This window comes from Pasteurella sp. XG20 (genome assembly GCF_018968665.1).
Lineage (GTDB): Bacteria > Pseudomonadota > Gammaproteobacteria > Enterobacterales > Pasteurellaceae > Pasteurella > Pasteurella multocida.
Map to the genome: position 1 here is coordinate 321,144 of NZ_CP076656.1, position 23,869 is coordinate 345,012.

25 protein-coding genes and 1 riboswitch are annotated in these 23,869 nt (G+C 40.5%); of the genes, 13 read left to right on the forward strand and 12 right to left on the reverse strand.

The genetic code is table 11. The annotated features are described in order from the left end of the window. Positions 1-2 precede the first annotated feature (2 nt). The 3 genes from nagZ to hinT are packed head-to-tail and all read right to left on the reverse strand — an operon-like array spanning position 3 to position 1,767. Positions 3-1,058: a beta-N-acetylhexosaminidase gene (nagZ, locus tag KPF51_RS01385; protein ID WP_005722321.1), complete on the reverse strand. Its 1,056-nt coding sequence runs from the start codon at positions 1,056-1,058 to the stop codon at positions 3-5. Positions 1,059-1,066: 8 nt separating this feature from the next. After that, positions 1,067-1,417 carry a YcfL family protein gene (locus KPF51_RS01390; protein WP_005722324.1) on the reverse strand — a complete coding sequence of 117 codons (351 nt, stop codon included), beginning with the start codon at positions 1,415-1,417 and terminating at the stop codon, positions 1,067-1,069. Continuing rightward, positions 1,417-1,767 carry a purine nucleoside phosphoramidase gene (hinT, locus tag KPF51_RS01395; RefSeq protein WP_005722325.1) on the reverse strand — a complete coding sequence of 117 codons (351 nt, stop codon included), beginning with the start codon at positions 1,765-1,767 and terminating at the stop codon, positions 1,417-1,419. Before hinT ends, KPF51_RS01390 begins: the two co-directional genes overlap by 1 nt. A gap of 388 nt (positions 1,768-2,155) precedes the next feature. On the opposite strand from hinT, the gene focA reads away from it, so the two are divergent. From focA to pflA, 4 genes are all read left to right on the forward strand, one after another. Continuing rightward, positions 2,156-3,007, forward strand: a complete 852-nt coding sequence (gene focA, locus KPF51_RS01400; RefSeq protein WP_005751067.1) for a formate transporter FocA — start codon at positions 2,156-2,158, stop codon at positions 3,005-3,007. An 85-nt stretch (positions 3,008-3,092) separates the two neighbouring features. After that, entirely contained in the window at positions 3,093-5,417 is a 2,325-nt protein-coding gene (pflB, locus tag KPF51_RS01405) for a formate C-acetyltransferase (protein ID WP_005722327.1), read from the forward strand. Between the two features lie 172 nt (positions 5,418-5,589). Next, on the forward strand, positions 5,590-7,629 hold the full coding sequence (locus tag KPF51_RS01410; protein WP_005722329.1) for an autotransporter domain-containing protein: 2,040 nt from the start codon (positions 5,590-5,592) through the stop codon (positions 7,627-7,629). A 163-nt stretch (positions 7,630-7,792) separates the two neighbouring features. Continuing rightward, complete coding sequence (gene pflA / locus KPF51_RS01415; RefSeq protein WP_064661093.1) at positions 7,793-8,533, forward strand: pyruvate formate lyase 1-activating protein; 741 nt, start codon at positions 7,793-7,795, stop codon at positions 8,531-8,533. Between the two features lie 216 nt (positions 8,534-8,749). On the opposite strand, the gene tadA is transcribed toward pflA, so the two are convergent. The 6 genes from tadA to ampD form a co-directional block, all read right to left on the reverse strand. After that, the gene (gene tadA / locus KPF51_RS01420) at positions 8,750-9,250 is read right to left on the reverse strand and encodes a tRNA adenosine(34) deaminase TadA (RefSeq protein ID WP_005722410.1); all 501 of its coding nucleotides are present in this window, start codon (positions 9,248-9,250) and stop codon (positions 8,750-8,752) included. A gap of 14 nt (positions 9,251-9,264) precedes the next feature. Then, positions 9,265-10,116, reverse strand: coding sequence for a thymidylate synthase (locus tag KPF51_RS01425; protein ID WP_005722413.1), 852 nt, complete (start codon positions 10,114-10,116; stop codon positions 9,265-9,267). Continuing rightward, positions 10,113-10,925, reverse strand: coding sequence for a prolipoprotein diacylglyceryl transferase (lgt, locus tag KPF51_RS01430; RefSeq protein WP_010906471.1), 813 nt, complete (start codon positions 10,923-10,925; stop codon positions 10,113-10,115). The genes KPF51_RS01425 and lgt overlap by 4 nt, the downstream gene beginning before the upstream one ends. 9 nt (positions 10,926-10,934) lie before the next feature. Next, on the reverse strand, positions 10,935-11,729 hold the full coding sequence (locus KPF51_RS01435) for a sulfite exporter TauE/SafE family protein (RefSeq protein WP_005722415.1): 795 nt from the start codon (positions 11,727-11,729) through the stop codon (positions 10,935-10,937). A gap of 2 nt (positions 11,730-11,731) precedes the next feature. Continuing rightward, positions 11,732-12,328, reverse strand: a complete 597-nt coding sequence (gene rppH, locus KPF51_RS01440) for an RNA pyrophosphohydrolase (protein ID WP_005722417.1) — start codon at positions 12,326-12,328, stop codon at positions 11,732-11,734. Between the two features lie 585 nt (positions 12,329-12,913). Next, positions 12,914-13,480, reverse strand: a complete 567-nt coding sequence (gene ampD, locus KPF51_RS01445) for a 1,6-anhydro-N-acetylmuramyl-L-alanine amidase AmpD (protein ID WP_005719130.1) — start codon at positions 13,478-13,480, stop codon at positions 12,914-12,916. A gap of 159 nt (positions 13,481-13,639) precedes the next feature. Here ampD and ppdD point away from each other — a divergent pair, with 159 nt between their 5' ends. From ppdD to raiA, 9 genes are all read left to right on the forward strand, one after another. Beyond that, on the forward strand, positions 13,640-14,074 hold the full coding sequence (ppdD, locus tag KPF51_RS01450; protein WP_061406215.1) for a prepilin peptidase-dependent pilin: 435 nt from the start codon (positions 13,640-13,642) through the stop codon (positions 14,072-14,074). Further along, positions 14,074-15,459, forward strand: a complete 1,386-nt coding sequence (locus tag KPF51_RS01455) for a GspE/PulE family protein (RefSeq protein ID WP_061406214.1) — start codon at positions 14,074-14,076, stop codon at positions 15,457-15,459. Before ppdD ends, KPF51_RS01455 begins: the two co-directional genes overlap by 1 nt. After that, positions 15,459-16,670 (forward strand): type II secretion system F family protein, encoded by a 1,212-nt coding sequence (locus KPF51_RS01460; protein WP_005722560.1) that lies wholly within the window; start codon positions 15,459-15,461, stop codon positions 16,668-16,670. Before KPF51_RS01455 ends, KPF51_RS01460 begins: the two co-directional genes overlap by 1 nt. Further along, positions 16,670-17,392 carry an A24 family peptidase gene (locus KPF51_RS01465; RefSeq protein ID WP_005722562.1) on the forward strand — a complete coding sequence of 241 codons (723 nt, stop codon included), beginning with the start codon at positions 16,670-16,672 and terminating at the stop codon, positions 17,390-17,392. The genes KPF51_RS01460 and KPF51_RS01465 overlap by 1 nt, the downstream gene beginning before the upstream one ends. 14 nt (positions 17,393-17,406) lie before the next feature. Continuing rightward, complete coding sequence (gene coaE / locus KPF51_RS01470; protein WP_005722564.1) at positions 17,407-18,027, forward strand: dephospho-CoA kinase; 621 nt, start codon at positions 17,407-17,409, stop codon at positions 18,025-18,027. A 10-nt stretch (positions 18,028-18,037) separates the two neighbouring features. Continuing rightward, positions 18,038-18,241, forward strand: a complete 204-nt coding sequence (gene yacG / locus KPF51_RS01475; RefSeq protein WP_005722566.1) for a DNA gyrase inhibitor YacG — start codon at positions 18,038-18,040, stop codon at positions 18,239-18,241. Further along, positions 18,241-18,510 (forward strand): GNAT family N-acetyltransferase, encoded by a 270-nt coding sequence (locus KPF51_RS01480; RefSeq protein WP_005722568.1) that lies wholly within the window; start codon positions 18,241-18,243, stop codon positions 18,508-18,510. The genes yacG and KPF51_RS01480 overlap by 1 nt, the downstream gene beginning before the upstream one ends. A gap of 211 nt (positions 18,511-18,721) precedes the next feature. Beyond that, positions 18,722-18,843: riboswitch (glycine riboswitch) on the forward strand. Positions 18,844-18,958: 115 nt separating this feature from the next. Further along, positions 18,959-20,332 carry a sodium:alanine symporter family protein gene (locus KPF51_RS01485; RefSeq protein ID WP_005722571.1) on the forward strand — a complete coding sequence of 458 codons (1,374 nt, stop codon included), beginning with the start codon at positions 18,959-18,961 and terminating at the stop codon, positions 20,330-20,332. 244 nt (positions 20,333-20,576) lie between these two features. After that, positions 20,577-20,894 (forward strand): ribosome-associated translation inhibitor RaiA, encoded by a 318-nt coding sequence (gene raiA, locus KPF51_RS01490; protein WP_005722573.1) that lies wholly within the window; start codon positions 20,577-20,579, stop codon positions 20,892-20,894. A 57-nt stretch (positions 20,895-20,951) separates the two neighbouring features. Here the strand turns inward: raiA and xerD are convergent, their stop codons facing one another. Genes xerD through proC form a run of 3 tightly spaced genes read right to left on the reverse strand, consistent with a single transcriptional unit; the run spans position 20,952 to position 23,832 of the window. Then, positions 20,952-21,845: a site-specific tyrosine recombinase XerD gene (xerD, locus tag KPF51_RS01495; protein WP_005722575.1), complete on the reverse strand. Its 894-nt coding sequence runs from the start codon at positions 21,843-21,845 to the stop codon at positions 20,952-20,954. A 2-nt stretch (positions 21,846-21,847) separates the two neighbouring features. After that, complete coding sequence (locus tag KPF51_RS01500; RefSeq protein WP_061406212.1) at positions 21,848-23,005, reverse strand: 3-phenylpropionate MFS transporter; 1,158 nt, start codon at positions 23,003-23,005, stop codon at positions 21,848-21,850. Next, entirely contained in the window at positions 23,005-23,832 is an 828-nt protein-coding gene (proC, locus tag KPF51_RS01505; protein ID WP_005722579.1) for a pyrroline-5-carboxylate reductase, read from the reverse strand. The genes KPF51_RS01500 and proC overlap by 1 nt, the downstream gene beginning before the upstream one ends. Between the last annotated feature and the right edge of the window lie 37 nt (positions 23,833-23,869).

The following is a 23,869-nucleotide window of genomic DNA, read 5'->3' on the forward strand; positions in this document are numbered from 1 at the left end:
AATTAATGTTTGTTGGCTTTGTTATCAAGCCAGCGTTGTTGAAGTGCGGTCAATATTTTGCGATTTTCCAACCAACGTGAAGTGGCTTCCAATTCAGACCAACGAATAGTTTTACGTTTGAAAAGCTGCTGTAAACGCTGTTGACGTAGGGCAAAGTGCGGCTCTGTTTCAGAAAGTTTTAAATTATCTAACACTTGGATAACGCCTTCTCTTTCATTACACAGTAACAGTAAATCACAACCCGCCTGCAAAGATTGCTCACAACGTTGCACAAAATCCCCCATAAAGCCCGCGCCTTTCATACCGAGATCATCAGAGAAAATAGCACCGTTAAAGCCAAGTTGTTGGCGTAGTACCTGTTTTAACCAATATGCAGAACCACTCGCAGGTTGAGGATCGCATTGGCTATAAATCACATGTGCAGGCATGATGGCATCGAGCATATTTTGTTGAATCAACTGCTGGAATGGCTGAATATCTTGCGCAAAGATCTGTTGTTTTGGACGTTCATCATAAGGCGTTTCTAAATGTGAATCTGCAATCACATGACCATGACCCGGAAAATGCTTACCCGTGGCGGCCATTCCCACTTGATGCATACCGTCAATAAAGGCGCTGGCAAGGTTGAGTGTCATTTCTGCTTGTGAATGAAAACTGCGGTCGCCAATGGCTTGACATTGATGTCCTAAATCTAAAACAGGCGCAAAGCTGAGATCAATACCAAGTGCGGTCATTTCTGCTGCCATTTGCCACCCAGCTTGCTGTGCCATGTTTGTTTGTTGTACAGGATCATCAATTAAACAGGCAAAGGCTTGCATAGCAGGAAGTTGGGTGAAACCTTCACGAAAACGCTGAACTCGCCCACCTTCTTGATCCACCGTAATCAACAACGGCTTCTTGACGCGTTGACGAATCGATTGGATCAGCGCTTGCATTTGGGCGCGATCATGGAAATTCCGTGTAAATAAAATGAGCCCTGCTACTAAAGGATGTGATAACAGCTCGACTTCTTCTTGGCTAAGTTCTTGACCTTGTAAATCGATCAATAGTGTTGACATAAAAGACCTTATTTTAAGCGCAGATATAAACGGTAGTTTTGGCTTTCTGCAGTGGGTTTATTTAACGGAATAATGTATTTTTCATGCCCTTGCAAGCCTAATGGGTTATCTGACAGGGTGGTCGCTTGACTGACGCCCTGTTTGTCATACCAAAATACTTGGTAAGTTAATTGTATGGGCGTAGCATATTTATTTTTAACCCAAGCGAGTGTTGGCGAAACATGTGCTTCAACTAACTGATGCGCATCCGCCTCAATATTCAAGATAGGCTGATGTGTATGTAGCAGATTCACGGGTTGGTGAGAACCACAACCCGCAAGCAGATAGCTTGAGATGAAAAGAGCGGTCAGTTTTTTCATTATTTTGCCAACATTCTACCAAGTGGTTCACCACCCACGAGGTGCATGTGCAAATGAAAGACTTCTTGTCCACCATGTTTATTACAGTTCACAATTAAGCGGTAGCCGTCTTCTGCTATGCCTTCGTCTTTGGCAAGCTTCGCCGCCACAGTAAAAAGGCGACCTAAACTGATTTCATCTTGCGCGGTAACGTCGTTAACCGTAGGAATGAGCTTGTTTGGAATAATCAGAATGTGAGTTTTTGCTTGTGGTGAAATATCACGAAAGGCCGTGACCAATTCATCTTGGTAAACAATATTCGCTGGAATTTCTTGACGAATGATTTTACTGAAAATCGTTTCTTCAGTCATTTTACTTATCCTTTTTCATTATGTGAAAATCTACGCACGTTTTAACAGAAAATGGCTAAAATGGCAATTTTTTCAGGACACTAGAGTGTGGCTTTTTGCTGTTTTAAAAATGAACTATTAGTGATTAAAAAATAGCTGTTAAAATCTTGTTATAAGTTATTTAAATTAATGTTAATTTGTTGAAAATTAAAATATTTTAACAATAAATTGATCTGGCGTAAGAAAAAATGGCTTTGGGTGTTTTTTTGAACAAAAAAGCGCTTTTATTTTGCACGAAAACTCCCTATAATTAACAAAAATTATAAAAAATAAAATTTTTTTAAATTATTGATTTATGTGACTCATCGTCATTAGGCATTATACGATATTCATGTAAGGGGATTTAAGGATGAAATCAGAAGAATCAACGTCAACCTGTATGGTGTCACCCGCAAAGATGGCACAGATTGGCGAAGATGTCGGTGTTTATAAAGCTACAAAAAAACAAATCTACTCTTTCTTTTCTGCTATTCCAGCAGGGGCATTTATTGCCATTGCATTCGTTTTCTACGCAACCACACAAACCGGTAATGGTGATGCACCATGGGGACTCACAAAATTAGTCGGTGGTATTGTTTTCTCCCTTGGGGTGATTATGGTGGTGGTGTGCGGTTCTGAACTTTTTACTTCATCAACGATGACTGCGGTTGCGCGAGTCAGTGGTCGAATCTCTACTTTCCAAATGTTGCGCAACTGGCTCGTGGTGTACGGAGGCAACTTTGTCGGCGCACTTTTCATTGTGTTGCTTACTTGGTTTGCAGGGCAAATTATGGCTGCCAACGGGCAATGGGGATTAACCATTTTAAAAACAGCCCAACATAAAATTCATCACACTTGGACAGAAGCCTTTGCATTGGGTATTTTTTGTAACATTATGGTGTGTATTGCGGTATGGATGACTTATGCCGGCAAAACCTTATTAGATAAAGCGGTGATCATGATTTTGCCGATTTCGATGTTTGTGGCATCAGGCTTTGAGCATAGTGTGGCAAATATGTTTATGATCCCAATGGGGATGATGATCGCGCATTTTGCTTCCCCTGAATTTTGGCAAGCTGTGAGTTTAAATCCCGCGCAATTTGCTGATTTAGATATGTATCATTTTGTAGTAAAAAATTTAATTCCCGTGACCTTAGGGAATATTGTTGGTGGCGCCCTCTGTGTCGCATTAACACAGTGGTACATTAACCGCCCACATTAAGCAGTTTAGGTGTAAAAGTAACAATGTTACTTTTATGTAAGCGATGACAAGATTTATTTTCATTAATTAATAGAAGGTATTGAGTATGAGTCAATTAAATGAAACTCAACAAAAGGCTTGGGAAGGGTTTACCGGTGGCGACTGGCAAACAGAAGTGAATGTACGCGATTTTATTCAAAAAAACTATACACCTTATGAAGGGGATGAGTCTTTCTTAGCCGATGCCACAGAAGCCACAACAAAATTGTGGAATGATGTGATGGAAAAAATCAAAGTGGAAAATAAAACCCACGAGCCGTATGACATTGATTGCGATACGCCGTCAACAATCACTTCACATGCGCCGGGTTATATTGATAAAAGCTTAGAGAAAATTGTTGGTTTGCAAACAGATGCACCTTTAAAACGTGCGATTATGCCGTTTGGTGGTATCAACATGGTGAAAGGTTCTTGTAAAGTTTATCGCCGTGAACTAAAACCAGAAGTCGAGCAAATCTTTACTGAATACCGTAAAACCCACAACCAAGGTGTATTTGATGTTTATACACCCGATATTTTACGTTGCCGTAAATCTGGGGTAATCACAGGGCTTCCGGATGCTTATGGTCGTGGTCGTATCATTGGTGACTATCGTCGTATGGCTCTGTATGGTGCAGACTTCTTAATGAAAGATAAATTTAACCAATTTACGTCATTACAAGACAAACTAGAGCGTGGCGAAGATATCCAAGCAACGATTCAATTACGTGAAGAAATTGCGGAACAACACCGTGCTTTAGGCAAAATGAAAGAAATGGCGGCCTCTTACGGTTACGATATTTCGGGTCCAGCGACTAATGCACATGAAGCGGTACAATGGACTTACTTTGCTTATCTTGCTGCAGTGAAATCGCAAAACGGTGCTGCCATGTCATTTGGTCGTGTATCGACTTTCTTGGATATTTATATTGAGCGTGATTTAAAAGCAGGCAAAATTACAGAACAAGAAGCACAAGAATTAATTGACCACTTAGTCATGAAATTACGTATGGTGCGTTTCTTACGTACCCCAGAGTACGATCAATTATTCTCGGGCGACCCAATGTGGGCAACGGAAACCTTAGCCGGTATGGGCTTAGATGGTCGTACTTTAGTAACCAAAAACAGCTTCCGTATTTTACACACCCTTTATACGATGGGACCGTCACCAGAGCCAAACTTAACGATTCTTTGGTCTGAAAAATTACCAGAAGGTTTCAAACGTTATGCGGCAAAAGTGTCTATCGATACGTCTTCTGTTCAGTATGAAAACGATGACTTAATGCGTCCTGACTTCCAAAACGATGACTATGCGATTGCATGCTGTGTATCGCCAATGATCGTGGGTAAAATGATGCAATTCTTCGGTGCACGTGCCAACTTAGCGAAAACCTTGTTATACGCAATCAATGGCGGTGTGGATGAGAAATCAGGTGACCAAGTAGGACCGAAAACCGATCCAATTACCAGCGAATACTTAGATTATGATGATGTCATGACGCGCTTAGACAGCTTTATGGATTGGTTAGCGAAACAATATGTTACTGCATTGAACATCATTCACTTTATGCACGATAAATACGCGTATGAAGCCGCACTAATGGCGCTTCATGATCGTGATGTATTCCGTACTATGGCTTGTGGTATCGCAGGGCTTTCTGTCGCGGCGGACTCTTTATCTGCCATTAAATATGCGAAAGTGAAACCAGTTCGTGGTGATATCGAAATCAAAAATAAAGCGGGTGAAGTGGTTGGTATTGCAAAAGATGTGGCAATCGACTTTGAAATTGAAGGCGAATATCCACAATTCGGTAACAACGATAACCGTGTTGATGAAATCGCTTGTGATTTAGTTGAACGCTTTATGAAGAAAATCCAAAAATTGGGTACTTATCGTAATGCGACACCGACACAATCTGTACTTACTATTACATCTAACGTGGTTTATGGTAAGAAAACAGGTAACACCCCAGATGGTCGTCGTTCTGGTGCACCATTTGGACCGGGTGCGAACCCAATGCACGGTCGTGACCAAAAAGGTGCAGTGGCATCGTTAACTTCTGTTGCGAAATTGCCATTTGCTTATGCGAAAGATGGTATTTCTTATACCTTCTCAATCGTACCAAATGCCTTAGGTAAAGATTACGAAGCACAAAAACGTAACCTTGCAGGTCTAATGGATGGTTACTTCCATCATGAAGCAACGATTGAAGGCGGACAACACTTAAACGTGAACGTCATGAACCGTGAAATGTTGTTAGATGCAATGGAAAATCCGGAGAAATATCCACAATTAACCATTCGTGTTTCGGGTTATGCAGTACGCTTTAACTCGTTAACCAAAGAACAACAACAAGACGTGATTACGCGTACCTTTACTCAAGCGATGTAATTGAGTAGGTGAATGGACATAAAAGCCTCTGTGTGAAAGCACAGAGGCTTTTTTATGTGATTAAACATTGACTTCTGTTCATACCAGTAGTGGTCTGGCTAGGTATCTTCCAATAATGAACGTATGATGGCGCAAATTTTTGACTGACGATGAATAATTGAAGGACATTATTGTGAAAATTAATACACTTTCATTCGCATTATTTTGTTCACTAAGTTCGGCTGCTCTGGCACAAGATGTTGTCGTGTTTGGTGATAGTTTAAGTGATATGGGGCAAACAGGTTGGAATAAGAAAGCCTCTTATTTAAAGTCTGATGGAAGCTATCATCACCTTTATGATGAATATTTGGCTCAAGCATTTGGGAAAAAATTAATACCTTCTACACAAGGTGGTTTGAACTACGCGTACAGCGGTGGGGTGATTGTTGGTGCACATAATACTAGAACAGCAGAACAACCTCATTTAGCGCTAGAAAAGCAGATCAACGAGTATTTACATGCGCCAGTCAAAAAAGAGGCTTTACATATTCTATGGGCAGGCGGTAATGATTTGGCGACAGTATTAGCAACAGCAGTAACGAAGACAACACCTGAAGAGAAACAAGCCTACGTGTTAGCTAGTATTAATACTATGGCACAAACGATGGCACAGCAATGGGGAGCATTACAACAGGCTGGTGTTAATCAGATCATCGCGCCTACGATCCCAAACGTGACTTATACGCCTGAATTTTTCGATAAATTGGGTGAAGCAGCCGGCGCACAAATCCAAGCAAAATCCTATGGGTTAATCAAACAATCGGATTTTGTTGCCAATTTTAAAGCGGCGGCTGAACAACTTTTAGTCCAACCAACCAAGAATTTGGAAGAATTTGAAAAACACCGTGTACAAACATTAGAAAAAGCAGCAGAAGATTTTTATAACAGCCGATATTGGTTCACTCAAATTGCATTGTCCAGTGCGGGTTATAATGCCAAAGGTATTGCAGAGACATTAATTAAAGAATACAAAACCATTGTTGAACAGGCGGCACAAGCCACCGCATTCTTAAATGCCAGTATTACGTCAGCGTTAAACCAAGTGGGTGGAAATATTGTACGTATTGACACTGATGGATTATTAAAAGATATGATGACCCGTCCAGCAGAATATAGTTTAACGAATACGACAACCGTCGTTTGTAAAGAGAGCACAGCAGACCCAGCTAAACCGGTATGTAAGCCTGAGGATCAAACAGCTGCCAGTCAACGCTTATTTGCAGACAGTTTCCACCCAGGACCAACTGCACATAAAGCGATGTCAGATTATATTCTTAATGTATTACAGACGCCAAAGGACATGGGGATTCTGACTCAGATCGTTCAGCAGCAAACGGAGCTAGCATTGGATTTTATTCGTACTGAAAGTAATCGTCATCGTTTACAGCAACAAAGCGCACAGAGTGTTGATACATTAGCCGCTTATCAGAAACAAAAAGGGGGACATAGTTTACATGTTGGTGCTAAAGTCCAATTTAACCCTCAGTGGCAATTAGCGCTTGTTGCGAGTCAGCAGAAACAAGATGTGCAACAGGGGCTGATTAATATCAATACGCAAAATCGTGTATTAAGCACCGCACTTCGTTATGATGCAGATAATTGGTGGTTGGGAAGTGCACTCCAAGTGAATAATACAACATTGACAACAGATAGAGTGGCGTATATTGGACATTCGACTCACCAACAATCAGCCGAAACCGAAGCTGAAAGTTTCAGCATGGGGTTATTTGCCGGCTATGAATGGAAATTCAAGGCGTTAGGTATCGCCTTGATTGCGGATCTCAATAAAACCAAAACGGATGTGGCAGGATTTGGTGAGCAAAACCGTGGCATCACACAAATGCAATTTGCCGCACGTACTGAAAAAAGTGTAAGAAGTGGTGTTGGCTTTGATTTACGTTATCAGGCGGCAAGCTGGCAACCTTATGTCACGACACGTTGGGTAAAAGAATGGAACAATGATTTACCTACCATCCAAGCGAGTTTGAATGGGAGTTCTTTTATGACTGTCTTGCCATCGCAAGATAACCAGTGGGTAAATATTGTTGCGGGTTTACACTTTAAACCGATAAGCAGTGGGTTCCATGCAAATCTTGCTTTTCGTCGTGATCTAGGACGTAAAAATGCGCTTTCAAACACGACACTCCAAGCGGGCATTGGTTTTACCTTCTAAAAAAAGCCAGCACACTTTTCTGCAGTCCGTATCTCACTCGGCATTTATTTAAGCGAATGCCGAGTATTTTTTTGTTGTGAGGACAATGTAATATAGTCGAATAATTCGCAACAATACGGCTAAATTTCGATTATAATAAGCAAAAAATGTTTAAGGATTGATTATGGCTGTTGTGGGAAGAATTCATTCTTACGAATCCTGTGGCACTGTTGATGGGCCCGGTATTCGTTTTATTTTATTTATGCAAGGTTGCTTAATGCGTTGCCAATACTGTCACAATCGAGATACGTGGGATTTGCACGCCGGCAAGGAAATTACTGTTGAGGAATTAATGAAAGAAGTGGTGACTTATCGCCACTTTATGAATGCATCTGGTGGAGGCGTTACCGCCTCTGGTGGCGAAGCGGTATTGCAAGCAGAGTTTGTACGTGATTGGTTTAGCGCTTGTAAAAAAGAGGGGATTCATACCTGTTTAGATACCAACGGTTTTGTGCGTAATTATGATCACGTGATTGATGAGCTGTTAGATGTGACGGATCTTGTATTACTCGATCTCAAACAACTGAATGATAAAATTCACCAAAACTTAATCGGTGTACCAAATAAGCGCACTTTAGAGTTTGCTCAATATCTAGCCAAACGTAATCAGCCTGTTTGGATTCGTTATGTTGTCGTACCGGGTTATACCGATGCCGATGAAGATATTCATTTATTGGGTCACTTTATTAAAGACATGAAAAACATTGAGAAAGTCGAATTATTGCCTTATCACCGTTTGGGCGCACACAAATGGGAAGCAATGGGTGAAAAATATGAACTGGAAGAGGTCAATCCTCCAACAAAAGAATCCTTAGAACATATTAAATTGATTCTGGAAAGTTATGGGCATATTGTAAAATATTAATTTAGCTTGTTAGTCGATGTAAGAAAGAGGAGCAGAATATTTCTGCTCTTTTTTATTTACACACAATTTCATCTGAAACGAATACACTTTGCCCAATTACAGCGAAGGACTTTATTCTCGGAAAGTGCGGTACATTTTAAAAAAGTTTTGCAAGACAACGAAATAAACCAAAAGGAAGGCATGATATGCTGATGCTTTTCAACACAACTCGCCACCTTATGTTTCAAGGTGGCTTTTTTGTTTAGCAATTTTTTGTTGTTCTCGGCGTTTTTGGAAAAAGGCGCTGATTTTTTGGCTACATTCTTCTTGCAATACGCCAGCGGTAATTTCTATCGCATGATTCATTTTATAGTCATCAAAAAAATGAAAACGTGAACCGACGGCGCCGGTTTTGTAATCGGTAGCACCAAACACCAGACGTTTAATACGGCTGTGTAAAATTGCCCCTGCACACATGGTGCAGGGTTCCAGGGTGACATACAACGTGGTGTTGAGCAGGCGGTAGTTTTGTAAGCGTTGCCCGCCTTGACGTAATGCGACAATTTCAGCATGTGCAGTGGGGTCGGATTCACTGATGGATAAATTCCACCCTTCACCTAATAGATTCCCCTGCTCATCGACTAACACAGCACCCACTGGAATCTCGCCTAATTGCTCTGCTTTATCAGCCAAGCGTAATGCATGACGCATCCATTTTTCATCCATGTCAGATTGCATCTTGACGCGACCTCTTACACAGAGAAAGGATATTTAATGGCATCGTGGCATTGATAGCCCGTGACCTTAAAATCATCCATAGTCACCCAAGTTTCTAAATCTTCGAGAGTTTTAATCTCGGGGTTAATGTGCAATTGTGGCAACGGGAAGGGTTCACGTTTTAATTGCACATTTTTCATGAGATCAAGTTGATCTTCATAAATGTGTGCATTGATGATTTTGTGGTACGCCTTACCCGCTTTTTTGCCCGTAATTTGTGCCATCAAGGCAAGAAAGGTGAACACTTGAATTTGGTTGAAATTCAAGCCAAGCGGCACATCACAAGAACGCTGATAACTGGTGAGATAGAGGGTATCACCGAGTAATGAGAAGGTGTGGGTGTGCATGCAAGGACGTAGGCAACCCAGTTCAAATTCACCGGGGTTGAAGAAGGTCATGATTTCACCACGGTCATCAATGCCGTTGCGCAGATTATTGACGATTTTGCGCAATTGATCGACGGTTTCACCGTTTGGCTTGCGCCATGCACGCCCTTGTACGCCATAAACACGTCCCATATCATCGGTGCCTTTGCGGTGCGGATTATTGAGCCACGCACTGTTTTCATTAGCATTGGCATCCCAGGTTTTGGTACCGAGTTTGCGGAAATCCGCCGCATTGTCATAGCCGCGGATATAACCTAAAAATTCTGCAATTGCCGCTTTCCAATAGCTTTTGCGTGTGGTGATCAGCGGAAATTGGTTATTGGCAACATCGTAGGTGAGATCTGCATCAATCACGGTCAGACAACGTTTTCCCGTCCGTGCATTTTCAACCCAAACACCTTCATCAACGATACGTTGGCAAAGTTCTAAATAGTGTTTCATAATATTTCCCTTTTTTTACCCGCACTTTGATATGCCACTAACATGATGACCGCACCAATGAGAATCATTGGTGTGGAGAGAATTTGTCCCATAGAGATGTGTTGACCAAAATATAAGCCTAATTGGGCATCAGGCTCACGGAAAAACTCAACGATAAAACGGAAAATACCGTAACCGAGTAAGAATAAACCAGCGGTTGCACCGATTGGTCGAGGTTTTTTGATATACCAATTCAGAATAAAGAATAGCACAATGCCTTCTAATACCGCTTCGTATAGCTGTGATGGATGGCGTGGTAAATATCCGCCTGATGGGAATAAGACTGCCCATGGCACATCCGTGACACGCCCCCACAATTCGTCATTGATAAAGTTGCCGATGCGTCCCATACCTAAGCCAAATGGAATCAAAGGTGCCACAAAATCCGCCGTTTGCCAGAAACCCCGTTTTTGTATTTTAGCTGTGATTAACATGGCTAAAATCACACCAATTAAGCCACCATGGAAAGACATACCGCCTTCCCAAACACGGAATAAATACGCAGGATCTTGTAAGAAATAATCGAATTGATAAAACAACACGTAACCAATACGTCCACCTAAAAAAACGCCCATAAAACCGTTAAATAACAGGCTATCCACTTGGTCTGTTGTCCAGCCACTGCCTGTTTGATTAGCACGTTTCACCGCAAGCCAACGGGCAAAGAGAAACCCCAGCAGATACATTAAGCCATACCAACGTAAACCGATAGGACCGATTTCAAAAATGACGGGATCAAATTGTGGAAATGAAAAATAATTCGATTGCATAAAATTCCTTTATTTTAGAATCATGTTGATAGCCAGGATAAGCAGCATAAGCGCAAAAGCTTTCTTAAGAATAGGCACGGGTAATATGGAAGTGACTGTTGCACCAATTTTTGAAGTAAAAATAGAAGTTAACGTAATGCCGACTAACGCAGGTAAATAAACATAGCCCATAGAATATTCTGGCAGCCCTTCTACTTTCCAACCCGCAATCATAAAGCTTAGCATACCCGCAATTGCCAATAAGCTCCCGCACACTGCAGAAGATCCAATTGCTTTTTTCATATCAATGCCTCTTGAATTGAGGAAGGGAACAATAAAACCACCGCCACCAATTCCAGCCGCGCTAGATGCCATACCAATAAGGATACCAGCTATGATGGTTGAGGCTTTGGTTAACGCTTTAGTGACTGGTTTAGGTTTAACGGAAAGAAACATCTTGATAGCAAGATAGATCACTAAACAAGCAAAGAGTCTTGCTGAAATGTCTTTGGGTAAATAGCTGATGAAGAAACCCGAAATAAAAGTTGTGATCATGATAACAGGGGCAAGCACTTTGACCACATCCCACACAACATTACCGAGTTTATGATGGCGTTGAGCAGAAGAAAAACCGGTAATCACAATGGTGGCAAAAGACGTGCCAAGCGCACAAGCCATCACCATCGCTTCCGGCACACCAACGTATTTAGGCATTAAATAAACGAGTACAGGTACAATGACAAGACCGCCACCGATACCAAAAAGACCGGCTAAAAAGCCTGCAAATGCACCAACCGCCAGGCATATAAGAAAAAAGGTGAACATACTCAACCCCTTGATTTATGAAAATGTTTTTTTGAGTGCTTGGTTAAAAATGTGGATTTTTTTGTTGTGTGATGTGTCTTTAAATCACTTTCATTGCTTTTGCTCGATAAAAGATTTTCTTTCGCCCCATCAAAGAGGACTGAAGCAAATTCTTTCATTGCTTTACGATACACTTCTTTTTTAAAAGACACGACTTGGCGGACAGGATACCAGAAGCTGACCCAGCGCCAACCATCAAATTCAGGTGATTTACTGGATTGCATGTTGATATTTTTTTCATCGGAAACCAGCTGCAATAGAAACCAACGTTGTTTTTGACCGATACACACGGGTTTGCTGTCGTAACGTAACAAACGTTTTGGTAATTTATAACGTAACCAATGTTTTGAAATATATAATATTTTGACATCTTTAGGCGATAAGCCAACTTCTTCAAACAATTCCCGATACATGGCTTGCTCGGCGCTTTCATTGTCATTAATGCCGCCTTGAGGAAATTGCCAAGAATTTTGTCCGTATCTTTTAGCCCAAAGTACTTGTCCTTTACTATTGCAAATGACAATACCTACATTCGGACGGTAGCCATCGAAATCGATCACTAGCGCTCCTTTAATCTATCTATTTAATTCATCATAAAATAATCTGTCGATTGTTTCATATAATCATGATTTTCTCAACTGATAATCCAATTAAGCACAAGGTTTCTTATGCTTTTTGGCAAAATCTCTTCTTTTATGTATTTGAGATTATGATGACTTGTCTTCACAAAATGTGGATAACGTTGTTTATAACCCACACATAAACAACAGTTAACTGTTAGTTAATAAGTAAAATGTTTTATTAATCAATTGGTTAGATGTGTTTCAGTTTGGCTTCTCTTTTTTACACAGAGACATACAAGATCGTGCGTTCTTTATGATTTTTTGACATGACTGATGAGTAAAATCGGTATTTTCTTCCACTTTGACAACGTGTAGTCGTGCTGTTGTCAGAAAAATAAGTTATTCACGTTTTCTGTGGATAAAATTGTGGTTGAATAGAGGAATTCATTTTAGTAACTCATTTTGGTTAATTAATGCTCAATGTGATATGTGTTTATTGTCTTATAAATCAAATAGATAATGTTTTATGTTGCTTTTTTGTTAGTTGTGATGAATTAGTCATTTCTTGTGTTTGTTTTTTGGTCACTGGTTTTGTAGCGCTTCTAGATAAGTCTGCCAGTCAAAATATTGACCCGGATCGATTTTGCGACCTGGCGCAACATCGCAATGCCCCACGATCCGTTGTAATGTAATGTCTGGATAACTTGCCATAATCGCTTTTGTGAGAGTGATTAATGATTGATATTGCGCGACAGTGAAAGGCTGAGTATTACTTCCTTCTAATTCAATACCAATAGAAAAATCATTGCATTTTTCTCTTCCTTCGAATTGCGAGACACCAGCATGCCAAGCCCTATCATTAAAATTGACATATTGTGTAATTTCACCTTGTCGGTTGATTAAACAATGTGCAGAAACACGTAATGTTGCAATTTCTTCAAAATAAGGATGTTGTGTAGGATTTAGTTTGCCTTGGAAAAAATCATCAATATAGTGTCCGCCAAATTGCTCTGGTGGGAGGCTAATATAGTGGATAATAAGTAGAGAAATGTCATGTAGATCTGGACGTTGATCATAATGTGGAGAAAGGACTCTTTTGGCCCCCTTTAGCCACCCTTGCTGAATATGTTGCTTTGCTTTTTTTGTCATAAGTGATCCGTTTTGCGATAAAGATCGAAAAAGTAATTTGTGTTTTTTTCTGAGTAAACCTTTTTATTACATACTTCGTTGGCGAGAAAATGCCAGTTCACTCGTTGTGGCATTCAGCATTTTAGTGTGTCTTCGTTTATGTGACAAAAGGAGTTTTATATGAAAAAAGCCATTTTCTTTTCGATTAAAAAAGGGTTTACGCTAATTGAATTAATGATTGTCATTGCCATTATTGCGATTTTAGCCACGATTGCCGTGCCATCTTATCAAAATTATACAAAAAAAGCGGCAATCTCTGAATTATTGCAAGCCGCTGCTCCTTATCGTGCCGAGGTAGAACTTTGTATCTATAATACAAATACGCCCAGTGAATGTAGTGCAGGACAGCATGGTATTAGAGCAAATATAAGTTCTGGTAAAAAATATCTCAGCTCAATCAATGTCAAGTCTGGCGTGATTACTGTCATTGGTCAAAAAAGCTTAGAGGGAGTCAATTACACTTTAAGCGCGACAGGAAATGCCGTTGATGGTGTTTCATGGAGTGTAAAATGTAATGGTGGTAGTGAAGTTTTCCCAGCAGGATTTTGCGCATAATGTTTCATGAGAATCCTTTGTGTACTGTTAGCGCAATGACAGGAGAGGTATTTGAAATCCAACAGGCGCTATGGCAAAAAAATCAGCAACAACAACGTTTTTTATTACGTTATTTTGCCTTGCCTTTACAAGAAGATGAAAAACAGCTGTGGCTTGGTGTGGATTCGTTAGCGAATTTATCAGCATGTGATGCCTTTTCTTTTTTAACGAATAAACACATTGAGCCTGTTTTATTATCAACAAATGAACTTAAACGGGCATTGCAGCAACTTTCCCCACCAAAATTACAAGTGGAAGAAAACATACCCACGGTTTATCAAGTCGCGCAATTAGATTCTGATTCCGCGACGGATGAACCTTTGATTCAATTACTTGATCAGGTTTTTGAACGTGCATTACAGCTACAGGCTTCTGACATTCATTTTGAACCGCAACAGCATAGCTTACAAGTGCGTTTTAGAATCGATGGTGTATTACAAGTCCAGCCTTCCTTTTCAGGGATATTGGCTAATCGCCTGATTTCTCGTCTTAAATTATTAGCAAAATTAGATATTAGTGAAACACGTTTGCCTCAGGACGGTTGTTTCCAATTTAAAACGACATTTTCTGATACATTAGATTTTCGACTTTCTACGTTGCCGACGCATTTAGGCGAAAAAGCGGTATTACGTTTACAGCGAAATAAGCCTATTCATCTCAGTTTTGCTGAGTTGGGGATGACCGCAGACCAACAACACAGGTTCCAACACGCGTTAAGTCAGCCTCAAGGACTGATTTTAGTAACGGGACCAACAGGGAGTGGAAAAAGCATTTCGCTTTATAGTGCGCTAGCTTGGCTCAACAGCATAGAAAAGCATATTTTAACAGCAGAAGATCCGATTGAAATTGTGTTGACTGGGATAATCCAAACGCAAGTAAATACGCAAATAGGACTGGATTTCAAGCGCTTATTACGCACTTTTTTACGTCAAGATCCAGACATTATTATGTTAGGGGAAATTCGTGATGAAGAAAGCGCGTTAATCGCATTACGTGCGGCTCAAACAGGGCATTTAGTCCTCTCTACCTTGCATACAAATGATGCCCCCTCTGCCCTTACTCGCTTACAGCAATTAGGGGTGCCTTTGCATGAAATTGAACAAAGCCTCTTACTTGTTGTGGCGCAGCGTTTATTGCGTCGTTGTTGTGATTGCCGTGTAGAGACACAATCGGCGTGTCGTTGCTATCAGGGGTATAAAGGGAGGATTGGGGTATATCAATTTTTACAAAAAGATAAAACAGGGTGTTTTGTCACGGATTTTAGTAGTTTACGCGAGAGTGCGAAGGAAAAAGTTCGTTTAGGCATGACCGATGACAATGAAGTACAACGTGTATTAGGTGAATGATGAAAAAATTAAAAATGTTTCGTTGGAAAGGAATAAATCGATTACAGCAAATACAAAAAGGAGTTATTGTGGCGGAAAGTAAAGAGATAGCACAGCAATCTTTATTACTTCAGGGCGTTCACCAACTGCATTTACAACGAAATTGGCAGCTTTCTATGCAACCTAAATATACAGAGATTTGTGATCTGTTAATGCAATTAGCGATGCTATTACAAGCATCGGTTCCCTTGAAGGAAAGTTTACAGCTATTACAGCGACATGCTAGCAATATTGAGTTAACGCAATGGTTACGTCAGTTACTCTGTTCACTCGAAAGTGGATTTTCTTTTTCAACCGCGCTAGCTACACAAGATCGTTACTTAACAAAACAGGAATACCAATTAATTTCTGTTGGTGAATCGACTGGGAAACTACCGCTTGTTTGTGCACAATTAGCGAAACAACGTCAACAATCACTGGGGTTACGACGCAAAGTTCAGAAAATGTTGTTTTATCCAATGTTAGTGCTTGTTGTGACATTGATCTTAACGTCGTTGTTACTGCTGTTTATTGTGCCACAGTTTGCTGAGATTTATGCAAATCAACCTTTACCTGCGTTTACTGTGTTGTTATTGAATGTATCGGCAGGGTTACGTGGTTATGCTTTTCAATTGAGTCTCCTATTAATTTTCGGCTTTATTTTTTTGATGTTAAATGCGAGACAGCGAGTTGGACTATATCGATTAAAAAATTGTCTGCTTCATTTCCTTCCAATCTTTAAGAAAATTGCGCAACATCACGAGCTTATTCATTTTTGTCGTCATTTACATCTTATGCTCAGCTCGGGCATGCCTTTGCAACAGGCATTGCAGACTTTTTTACCTACACAGAAAAGTGGTATAGCAAAACACGAGCTTACCGAGATGCGACTGGCTGAAGAAGTACAGTTAATGTTAAAGGGGATTGCTCAAGGTTATAGGTTTTCTGAGGTTATCGGCTCTAACTTATTTCCGGAGATGGCACAACAGATGTTACATGTTGGTGAACAGACAGGGCGATTAAGCGAAATGTTGCAGTATATAGCAGAAAGTTATCAACAAAAGTTAGAGCACCAACTTGATTTACTTTCACAATTATTGGAACCCTGTTTAATGTTAGTGATTGGTTCGATTATTGGTGTCATTTTATTGGGTATGTATTTACCGATGTTTAATATGGGGGCATTGGTGTAATGAGATTATTTCTGATAGTAGCTGGTGGTTTGATGGGAGTATGGTGTCGTTATTATCTTCTGCATTTTCGTGATTGGGTCGCTAAAGATGTTTATGTGGCATATCAGGCATTGTTTGATACTAATTTACCTGATTTTAGTACGGAAAACAGTCATTTGGCACCTTTGCACTGCGCATCTCATTGGCTCTTTTTTATAGCCTTTGCTTGCTTATTTGTGATGATGGACTGGTTATTTGAGATCCCTTATCAAGGTGTATTCATCGCCAGTTATGTGTCTATTGCTATTTGTATTGCTGTCATTGATTGGCGATATCAACTGATTTCAGTGCAGTTATGCTATTGTCTTTTCTGGATCGGCGTTGTGGCTGCTTATGTTGAAGTGAGTCCTCTTCATCTTGAACAAAGTTTACAGAGTGCATTAACAGGTTTTTTCGCTTTTTATTGTCTCTATCATTTGAGTAAAGGGATTTATCGTAAAGAGCTCCTTGGTAAAGGCGATTATTGGCTGATGCTTGGTTTAGGGAGTATGTCACACTTTGCTTGGTTGCCTCTGTGGTTGTTTCTCGCTTGTGTGATGGGGTTGGGTTATGTCTGTGGGTTAAGGATTAAAGGACAGAAAATAAAACAACTTCCTTTTGCACCTTTCCTGATACTCAGTGCGTTATGTGTTATCTTGCCTAATTGGTATAGTCCAAGTATGATGAGCAAGCTTTGGATCTAATAAGAGGGAAATCAATGACATATATTGTGGGACTCACGGGTGGTATAGGCAGTGGCAAAAGTACTATTGCCCATTTATTCATGGCACTTGGTGTACCTGTTATTGATGCAGATGTCGTGGCGAGAGATATCGTTACAAAAGGATCTGAACTGCTTGCCAAAATAGTCGATCATTTTGGTGAGCATATCTTATGCGAAAGTGGCGAGCTTAACCGTGCGAAATTACGTGAGCGTATTTTTCGTCATCCAGAGGATAAAGTCTGGCTTAATCAGTTATTACATCCTGCCATTCGTGAAGAGATGTTGCGCCAATTACAGATACAAACGTATCCTTATGTATTATGGGTGGTGCCTTTATTAATCGAAAATAACTTAACTGCTTTTTGTCAGCGCGTACTCGTGGTTGATGTAGAACCGGAAACGCAGATACAGCGTGCGATGCAACGGGATAATAATTCGATTGAGCTTATTCAACATATTATGGCTTCACAAGTTGATCGACAAACACGATTACAATTTGCTGATGACGTGATCCAGAATGATGCGGATTTAAAGGGAAATTTACCTGTTTTAAAACAAAAAGTGCTAGAATTACACCATCAATATTTACAGTTAGCCAACGCGCAAAATGCGTAATGAGAAATTTATGACAGACGATATTTTCAGTATGCCTTGTCCGATTTGTCAAAAACAGGTGGAGTGGTCAGATAAAAGCCCATTCCGCCCTTTTTGTTGCAAACGTTGCCAGTTAATTGATTTAGGGGAATGGGCAGCCGAGGAAAAAGCGATTCCTTGTGAGAGTGCAGATTTTGCGATGAACGACGAGCAAGAAGACTGGAGAGCACATTGATGCTTATTCAACATCAACAAACAGAACAACAGGGTGTCTTTTTTTGTTTAGACCATGAGGGTAACAAAATAGCAGAGTTAACCTATTATTTTGTGGATGAAAAGACGATTAATGCGAACCATACTTATGTTTCAGAGGTGTTGAGAGGACAAGGTATTGCGGATAAACTTTATCAAGCATTGTCAGATTTCGTCCATGATAAGCAATTAAATTTGATCCCAAGTTGTGGTTATATTGCACTCAAATGGAAACGAGAGCAGCGAAAATAAATCCTCTAAGCAGGATAACACCTGCTTTTTTATCTTAAATCACACCTATCAATTTCTTGTTTTTTACTATTTATCTGCTAAAATTTGCTGTGCTTTTTTGAAAAATTCAACAAAAGTAAGTTCGGATGAAGGTAGCTGGAGAGTAGGGAATTGACCCTACGCCGACGAGGTAAACTCTTTCAGGCGCTGATTATAAGCAGGGACTGTTACTGGACGAACCCTTGGAGAGAGCCGTTATATTAAAAAGAGATAAAACGGCCGCCGAAGGCGCAAAAAGAGCGGTTAATTTTTCCGTTTTTTCAAACGCTCAGGCAAAAGGACAGGGGCAACAAGATATTCGGTTTGATGTTTACATGCATGGGCTACATGCGTGCTTTTCTCTTTTTTAACTCTTCCGCAAAATGCTTTTGCCTCCTTGTAATCTGTGATTTTTTACGAGGATCTTATCATGTCATTAGAATCAACTTTATCATCAATTAATAGTTTTATTTGGGGCCCACCTCTACTGCTTTTGCTTTCTGGTACAGGGCTTTATTTAACATTCCGTTTAGGTTTTATCCAGTTTATCCAGTTGCCTCGTGCATTATCTTATCTTTTTAGAAAAGAAAAGGGCGCCGCTAAAAAAGGTGATGTGTCTTCTTTTGCGGCACTTTGTACAGCATTAGCGGCGACGATTGGTACAGGGAATATTGTTGGGGTGGCAACCGCGGTACAAGCTGGTGGACCGGGTGCGGTTTTTTGGATGTGGATTGTTGCGTTATTAGGGATGGCGACAAAATATGCAGAATGTTTGTTGGCAGTAAAATATCGTGTTCGTGATAAACAAGGTTTTATGGCAGGTGGTCCAATGTACTACATTGAGCGTGGTCTTGGGATCAAATGGTTAGCGAAACTTTTTGCGCTATTTGGTATTTTAGTTGCATTTTTTGGCATTGGAACCTTCCCACAAATTAATGCGATTACTCATGCCATGCAGGATACCTTTAGCGTGCCAATCCCGTTAACTGCCTCCATTATTACGGCATTAGTTGCACTGATCATCCTGGGGGGGGTAAGACGTATCGCGATTGTTTCTTCTTATGTCGTGCCTTTCATGGCTGTTCTTTATGTGTTGACCTCGTTAATTATTTTAGCGATAAACTGGCAAGTGGTACCACAAGCGATTGGACTGATTATTTATAGTGCTTTTAATCCCACTGCTGCGTTAGGCGGTGCGCTAGGTTATACCGTGATGAAAGCCATTCAATCAGGTGTAGCACGTGGTATCTTCTCGAATGAATCGGGGTTAGGAAGTGCACCTATTGCCGCGGCTGCCGCACAAACCAAGGAACCCGTGCGACAAGGGCTGATTTCGATGACGGGGACGTTTTTAGACACAATTGTTGTGTGTTCGATGACTGGTATTGTGTTAGTGATCACAGGCGCATGGCAATCGACAGAGATAGCAGGTGCAGCATTAACCAATCATGCCTTTTCAACGGGATTGGGCTCTAATTTAGGCGGTACGATTGTTACCGTAGGATTGTTGTTCTTTGCATTTACCACAATTTTAGGTTGGTGCTATTACGGTGAACGTTGTTTTGTGTATTTGGTTGGTACGAGTAAACTTAAAGCGTATCGTTTTATATTCATTGTGTTAGTTGGATGTGGCGCATTTATTCATTTAGATGTCATTTGGATTCTTGCTGATATTGTTAATGGTTTGATGGCACTGCCAAATTTAGTGGCGTTAATTGGTTTACGTCATGTCATTGTGAGTGAAACGGAAGCGTATTTTTCGCGTTTGAAATTGCAGCAAACAGATGCAGATGAAACTGCTTAATTTGTTGAAATATAAGTATAAAATGATGAGAGGGGAGACGATGGAATCCCCTCAATCATATCAACTTTGAGTGAATAATCCAGTACTAAATCACAATTTTTCTACTTAGATCATACTTTTTAATTTTTCCGTAAAAAATCGATAAAAAGACTTGAAAACTGCGTGTAAGGCGACTATGTTGTAGATAAGGATTATTCAACACAAGGGACAAAAAAGTCCCCTTTTCAACAGAGAGGTAAATGCTATGACTCTAAACATCACAAGCAAACAAATGGAAATCACTCCTGCAATCCGTGCTCACGTCGAAGATAGACTTGCTAAATTAGGTAAATGGCAAACTCAATTAATTAATCCCCACTTTATTTTAAACAAAATACCAAAAGGTTTTTCGGTTGAGGCATCGATTGGTACCCCGCTTGGCGATTTGTTTGCAAAAGCAGAGTCAGAAGATATGTATAAAGCCGTCAACGAAGTAGAAGAAAAATTAGAGCGTCAGTTAAATAAATTACAACATAAAGGCGAAGCGCGTCGTGCCGATGAACGCTTAAAAGATTCTTTCTAATCCTGTTATCCAACATTAAAACTGCATCCTTGTGATGCAGTTTTTTTATGCTTGATGTTAGCCCCTTGGATGGTAGCGTTCATGTAAATGTTTTAAACGCTCTTTAGCAACGTGAGTATAAATTTGTGTTGTGGATAAATCGCTGTGTCCGAGTAACATTTGTACTACACGCAAATCCGCACCATGATTTACTAAATGTGTAGCAAAAGCGTGACGCAGTACATGGGGCGATAAGCTATTGATATCAATGTCACTCAAAAGCGCATAATGTTTAATACGGTGCCAAAAGGTTTGGCGTGTCATTTGTAGCGCTCTTTTACTTGGGAAGACGACATCTGAGCTTTGTCCATGCAATAAAAAAGGACGCCCATATAGCATAAATTGACGAATCCAATAAGTTGCTTCTTCCCCAATGGGAACAATCCGTTCTTTGTTTCCTTTACCAACAACCCGTACAATCCCCTGATTAATATTTATGTTTTCAATAGTCAATGACACTAATTCAGTGACCCGTAATCCTGTTGCATAAAGCAATTCCATCATGGCTTTATCGCGTAATTCTAAGGGGATATCGACATCAGGGGAGTTCAGTAAATCAGTAACTTGTTGTTCCGTTAGGTATTTAGGCAAACGGCTAGGTAATTTGGGAGAACTTAATACCGCACTGGGATCATCTGTGCGGTATTTTTCGCGGTATAAATATTGAAATAATTTTCGCATCGCACTGAGTAGGCGAGCTGTGCTGGTGGCTTTGTAGCCTTGGTTTAAGCGTTCACCTAGAAATGTTTGTAAGTCGATAGCATCCAGATTGATAAGCGTTAATTGTTGTTTTTCTAGCCATTGAGTGAGTGCAGTCAAATCTAAGCGATAAGAGGCAATCGTATTTTGCGAGAGTTGCTTTTCGATCCAAATTTCATTTAGAAAAAGCTCAATTAACGCGGAATCTTTCATGTTTAGCACCGTTTAAGTAAAAAGGCATCGACTTTACGTGGAATCACGACGAATGCCAAAGCTGCAACACCTGTCATCACAAGGAACGTAATTGTGGGAGAAACAGGGTATAACAAGCCAGATAAGGCTGTTAATAATGCGACTGCGGCACAACCTGAAATCCCATTATACAGCCCTTGTAATTTAGCAATATGCTGAATAGGCTGGGTCGTAAAATAACGAATAATGGCATAGTGACTGACCGCATAAGTCAAACTGTGTAAGGTTTGAATTAAGGTTAAGCTCCAAACGTCTGTCGCGATGCTCAACGCCGCCCAACGAATTACCGTTGCAATCGCAGAGAGGTAAAATAACGCACTGACTTTCCATGTGCGGAAGAGCTTTGTTGAAAAGAAAAAGAGCAACATTTCCGCGATCACACTTAAGCCCCACAGTAAACTGGTTGTTTGCACTGAAATCCCCAAGCTCGTCCAATAGAGGACGCTGTAAGCATAGTAAGTGGCATGAGAACCTTGAATTAAGGAGATCGCGATAATTAAACGTAAAGTTGTTTGATTTTTTAGTAACGCTTTAAATGTAATGTTATTTTCAACCGCACTTTGTTGATCTGTCGGCGCAGGCATAGGTGTTGTCATTTGTAGCACGGCATAGAGGGCTAAAAGTGCGGTTAAAATCCAAACAATATTGTGTTCGCCAATGAAACCAATCACATAACCAAATACGACTACGCCGACGACAAAGGCAAAGGAACCAATTAAACGTGCTTTGCCATAGTCGAGATTGATTTGTTGTTGCCAGATGCTGGCTAACGTATCACTGATTGGCATACCCGCCGCATTGACCATTGCAAACAAGGCAATGGCAATAAACAGTAACCAAAAGTTTTGGGTCATCAAACTCATGCTGAAGACAATCAAACAGCTTATCCAAGCCAGATAACGTAGGGCATAAATTAATTGTGAGGCTTTTTTCACTAAACTGGAAAAGAAGATACCACCGATAAAGCGAAAGACATAAGAACTGGCAATCACTAAACCTATTAACTCTTCCCCATAGGCTTGTGATTTTAGCCAGACAGGAAAGAAAGGCACGAACACGCCATAAGCACAAAAATACCCAAAGAAGCTTAAAGCAAGCCAGTTAAATGCTGAAATTTTCATTAAAACAATTTTTCCATTTGTTGAGAACGTTCGACACAAGCTTGCATCGCCTGCTGGACGATATGTTGTAACTGTTGTTGATTCAATACCTGCAATGCTGCCGCCGTTGTACCACCTTTTGACGTGACATTTTCACGCAATGTCGCAATCGGTAAGTCAGGATTTTCCATCACCATTTTTGCCGCGCCTAAAGCGGATTGTTGCACTAATAAGCGAGCGGTGTCTTCGTCCATATTCATTTGACACAATGCCTGTTGCATTGCCTCCATAAATAAGAAAAAATACGCCGGACTACTGCCTGAGCCTGCGGTAATGGTGTGCATATCTGCTTCTTGAGTTACCCAACAGGTTTTTCCCACCGCATTGAGCAAATCTTGTGTGAATTGTTTGTATTCAGGTTTCAAGCTGTCCTGTGCGAATAGGCCTGACATACCTTCTGCCACTAACGCAGGCGTATTAGGCATCACGCGTACAATTTGCTTTGCGGTGGGCAAACGTGATTGTAATTTTGTTACTGAAACCCCTGCTGCAATTGAAATCACTAATTTTTGGCTAAAATCGACCGCACTTAATCCTTGGCAAACTGCGGCAATCATTTGCGGTTTGACGGCGAGCAGTAAAACCTCTGATTTTTCCACCGCATCTTGCGTATCTGTCTGACTTGCTTCAACAGTATTTACCCCTTTTTCAGCGAGACATTGACGTTTTGCCGCATTTGGATCGCTGACAGTGATTTGATTAGCCGGGTAGCCTTGTTTGAGTAAGCCAAAAATAATGGCTTGTGCCATATTCCCGCCACCGATAAAGCAAATTGATTTCGCTTGCATATTTTTCTCTCGAACTACGTTACAATACTGAATTATT

Excerpts from the sequence above, each read along its gene's own strand:
- nagZ (WP_005722321.1), bottom strand. The coding sequence starts at position 1,058 with ATGTCAACACTATTGATCGATTTACAAGGTCAAGAACTTAGCCAAGAA.
- KPF51_RS01390 (WP_005722324.1), bottom strand. The coding sequence starts at position 1,417 with ATGAAAAAACTGACCGCTCTTTTCATCTCAAGCTATCTGCTTGCGGGT.
- hinT (WP_005722325.1), bottom strand. The coding sequence starts at position 1,767 with ATGACTGAAGAAACGATTTTCAGTAAAATCATTCGTCAAGAAATTCCA.
- focA (WP_005751067.1), top strand. The coding sequence starts at position 2,156 with ATGAAATCAGAAGAATCAACGTCAACCTGTATGGTGTCACCCGCAAAG.
- pflB (WP_005722327.1), top strand. The coding sequence starts at position 3,093 with ATGAGTCAATTAAATGAAACTCAACAAAAGGCTTGGGAAGGGTTTACC.
- pflA (WP_064661093.1), top strand. The coding sequence starts at position 7,793 with ATGGCTGTTGTGGGAAGAATTCATTCTTACGAATCCTGTGGCACTGTT.
- tadA (WP_005722410.1), bottom strand. The coding sequence starts at position 9,250 with ATGCAATCTGACATGGATGAAAAATGGATGCGTCATGCATTACGCTTG.
- KPF51_RS01425 (WP_005722413.1), bottom strand. The coding sequence starts at position 10,116 with ATGAAACACTATTTAGAACTTTGCCAACGTATCGTTGATGAAGGTGTT.
- lgt (WP_010906471.1), bottom strand. The coding sequence starts at position 10,925 with ATGCAATCGAATTATTTTTCATTTCCACAATTTGATCCCGTCATTTTT.
- KPF51_RS01435 (WP_005722415.1), bottom strand. The coding sequence starts at position 11,729 with ATGTTCACCTTTTTTCTTATATGCCTGGCGGTTGGTGCATTTGCAGGC.
- ampD (WP_005719130.1), bottom strand. The coding sequence starts at position 13,480 with ATGACAAAAAAAGCAAAGCAACATATTCAGCAAGGGTGGCTAAAGGGG.
- ppdD (WP_061406215.1), top strand. The coding sequence starts at position 13,640 with ATGAAAAAAGCCATTTTCTTTTCGATTAAAAAAGGGTTTACGCTAATT.
- KPF51_RS01455 (WP_061406214.1), top strand. The coding sequence starts at position 14,074 with ATGTTTCATGAGAATCCTTTGTGTACTGTTAGCGCAATGACAGGAGAG.
- KPF51_RS01460 (WP_005722560.1), top strand. The coding sequence starts at position 15,459 with ATGAAAAAATTAAAAATGTTTCGTTGGAAAGGAATAAATCGATTACAG.
- KPF51_RS01465 (WP_005722562.1), top strand. The coding sequence starts at position 16,670 with ATGAGATTATTTCTGATAGTAGCTGGTGGTTTGATGGGAGTATGGTGT.
- coaE (WP_005722564.1), top strand. The coding sequence starts at position 17,407 with ATGACATATATTGTGGGACTCACGGGTGGTATAGGCAGTGGCAAAAGT.
- yacG (WP_005722566.1), top strand. The coding sequence starts at position 18,038 with ATGACAGACGATATTTTCAGTATGCCTTGTCCGATTTGTCAAAAACAG.
- KPF51_RS01480 (WP_005722568.1), top strand. The coding sequence starts at position 18,241 with ATGCTTATTCAACATCAACAAACAGAACAACAGGGTGTCTTTTTTTGT.
- KPF51_RS01485 (WP_005722571.1), top strand. The coding sequence starts at position 18,959 with ATGTCATTAGAATCAACTTTATCATCAATTAATAGTTTTATTTGGGGC.
- raiA (WP_005722573.1), top strand. The coding sequence starts at position 20,577 with ATGACTCTAAACATCACAAGCAAACAAATGGAAATCACTCCTGCAATC.
- xerD (WP_005722575.1), bottom strand. The coding sequence starts at position 21,845 with ATGAAAGATTCCGCGTTAATTGAGCTTTTTCTAAATGAAATTTGGATC.
- KPF51_RS01500 (WP_061406212.1), bottom strand. The coding sequence starts at position 23,005 with ATGAAAATTTCAGCATTTAACTGGCTTGCTTTAAGCTTCTTTGGGTAT.
- proC (WP_005722579.1), bottom strand. The coding sequence starts at position 23,832 with ATGCAAGCGAAATCAATTTGCTTTATCGGTGGCGGGAATATGGCACAA.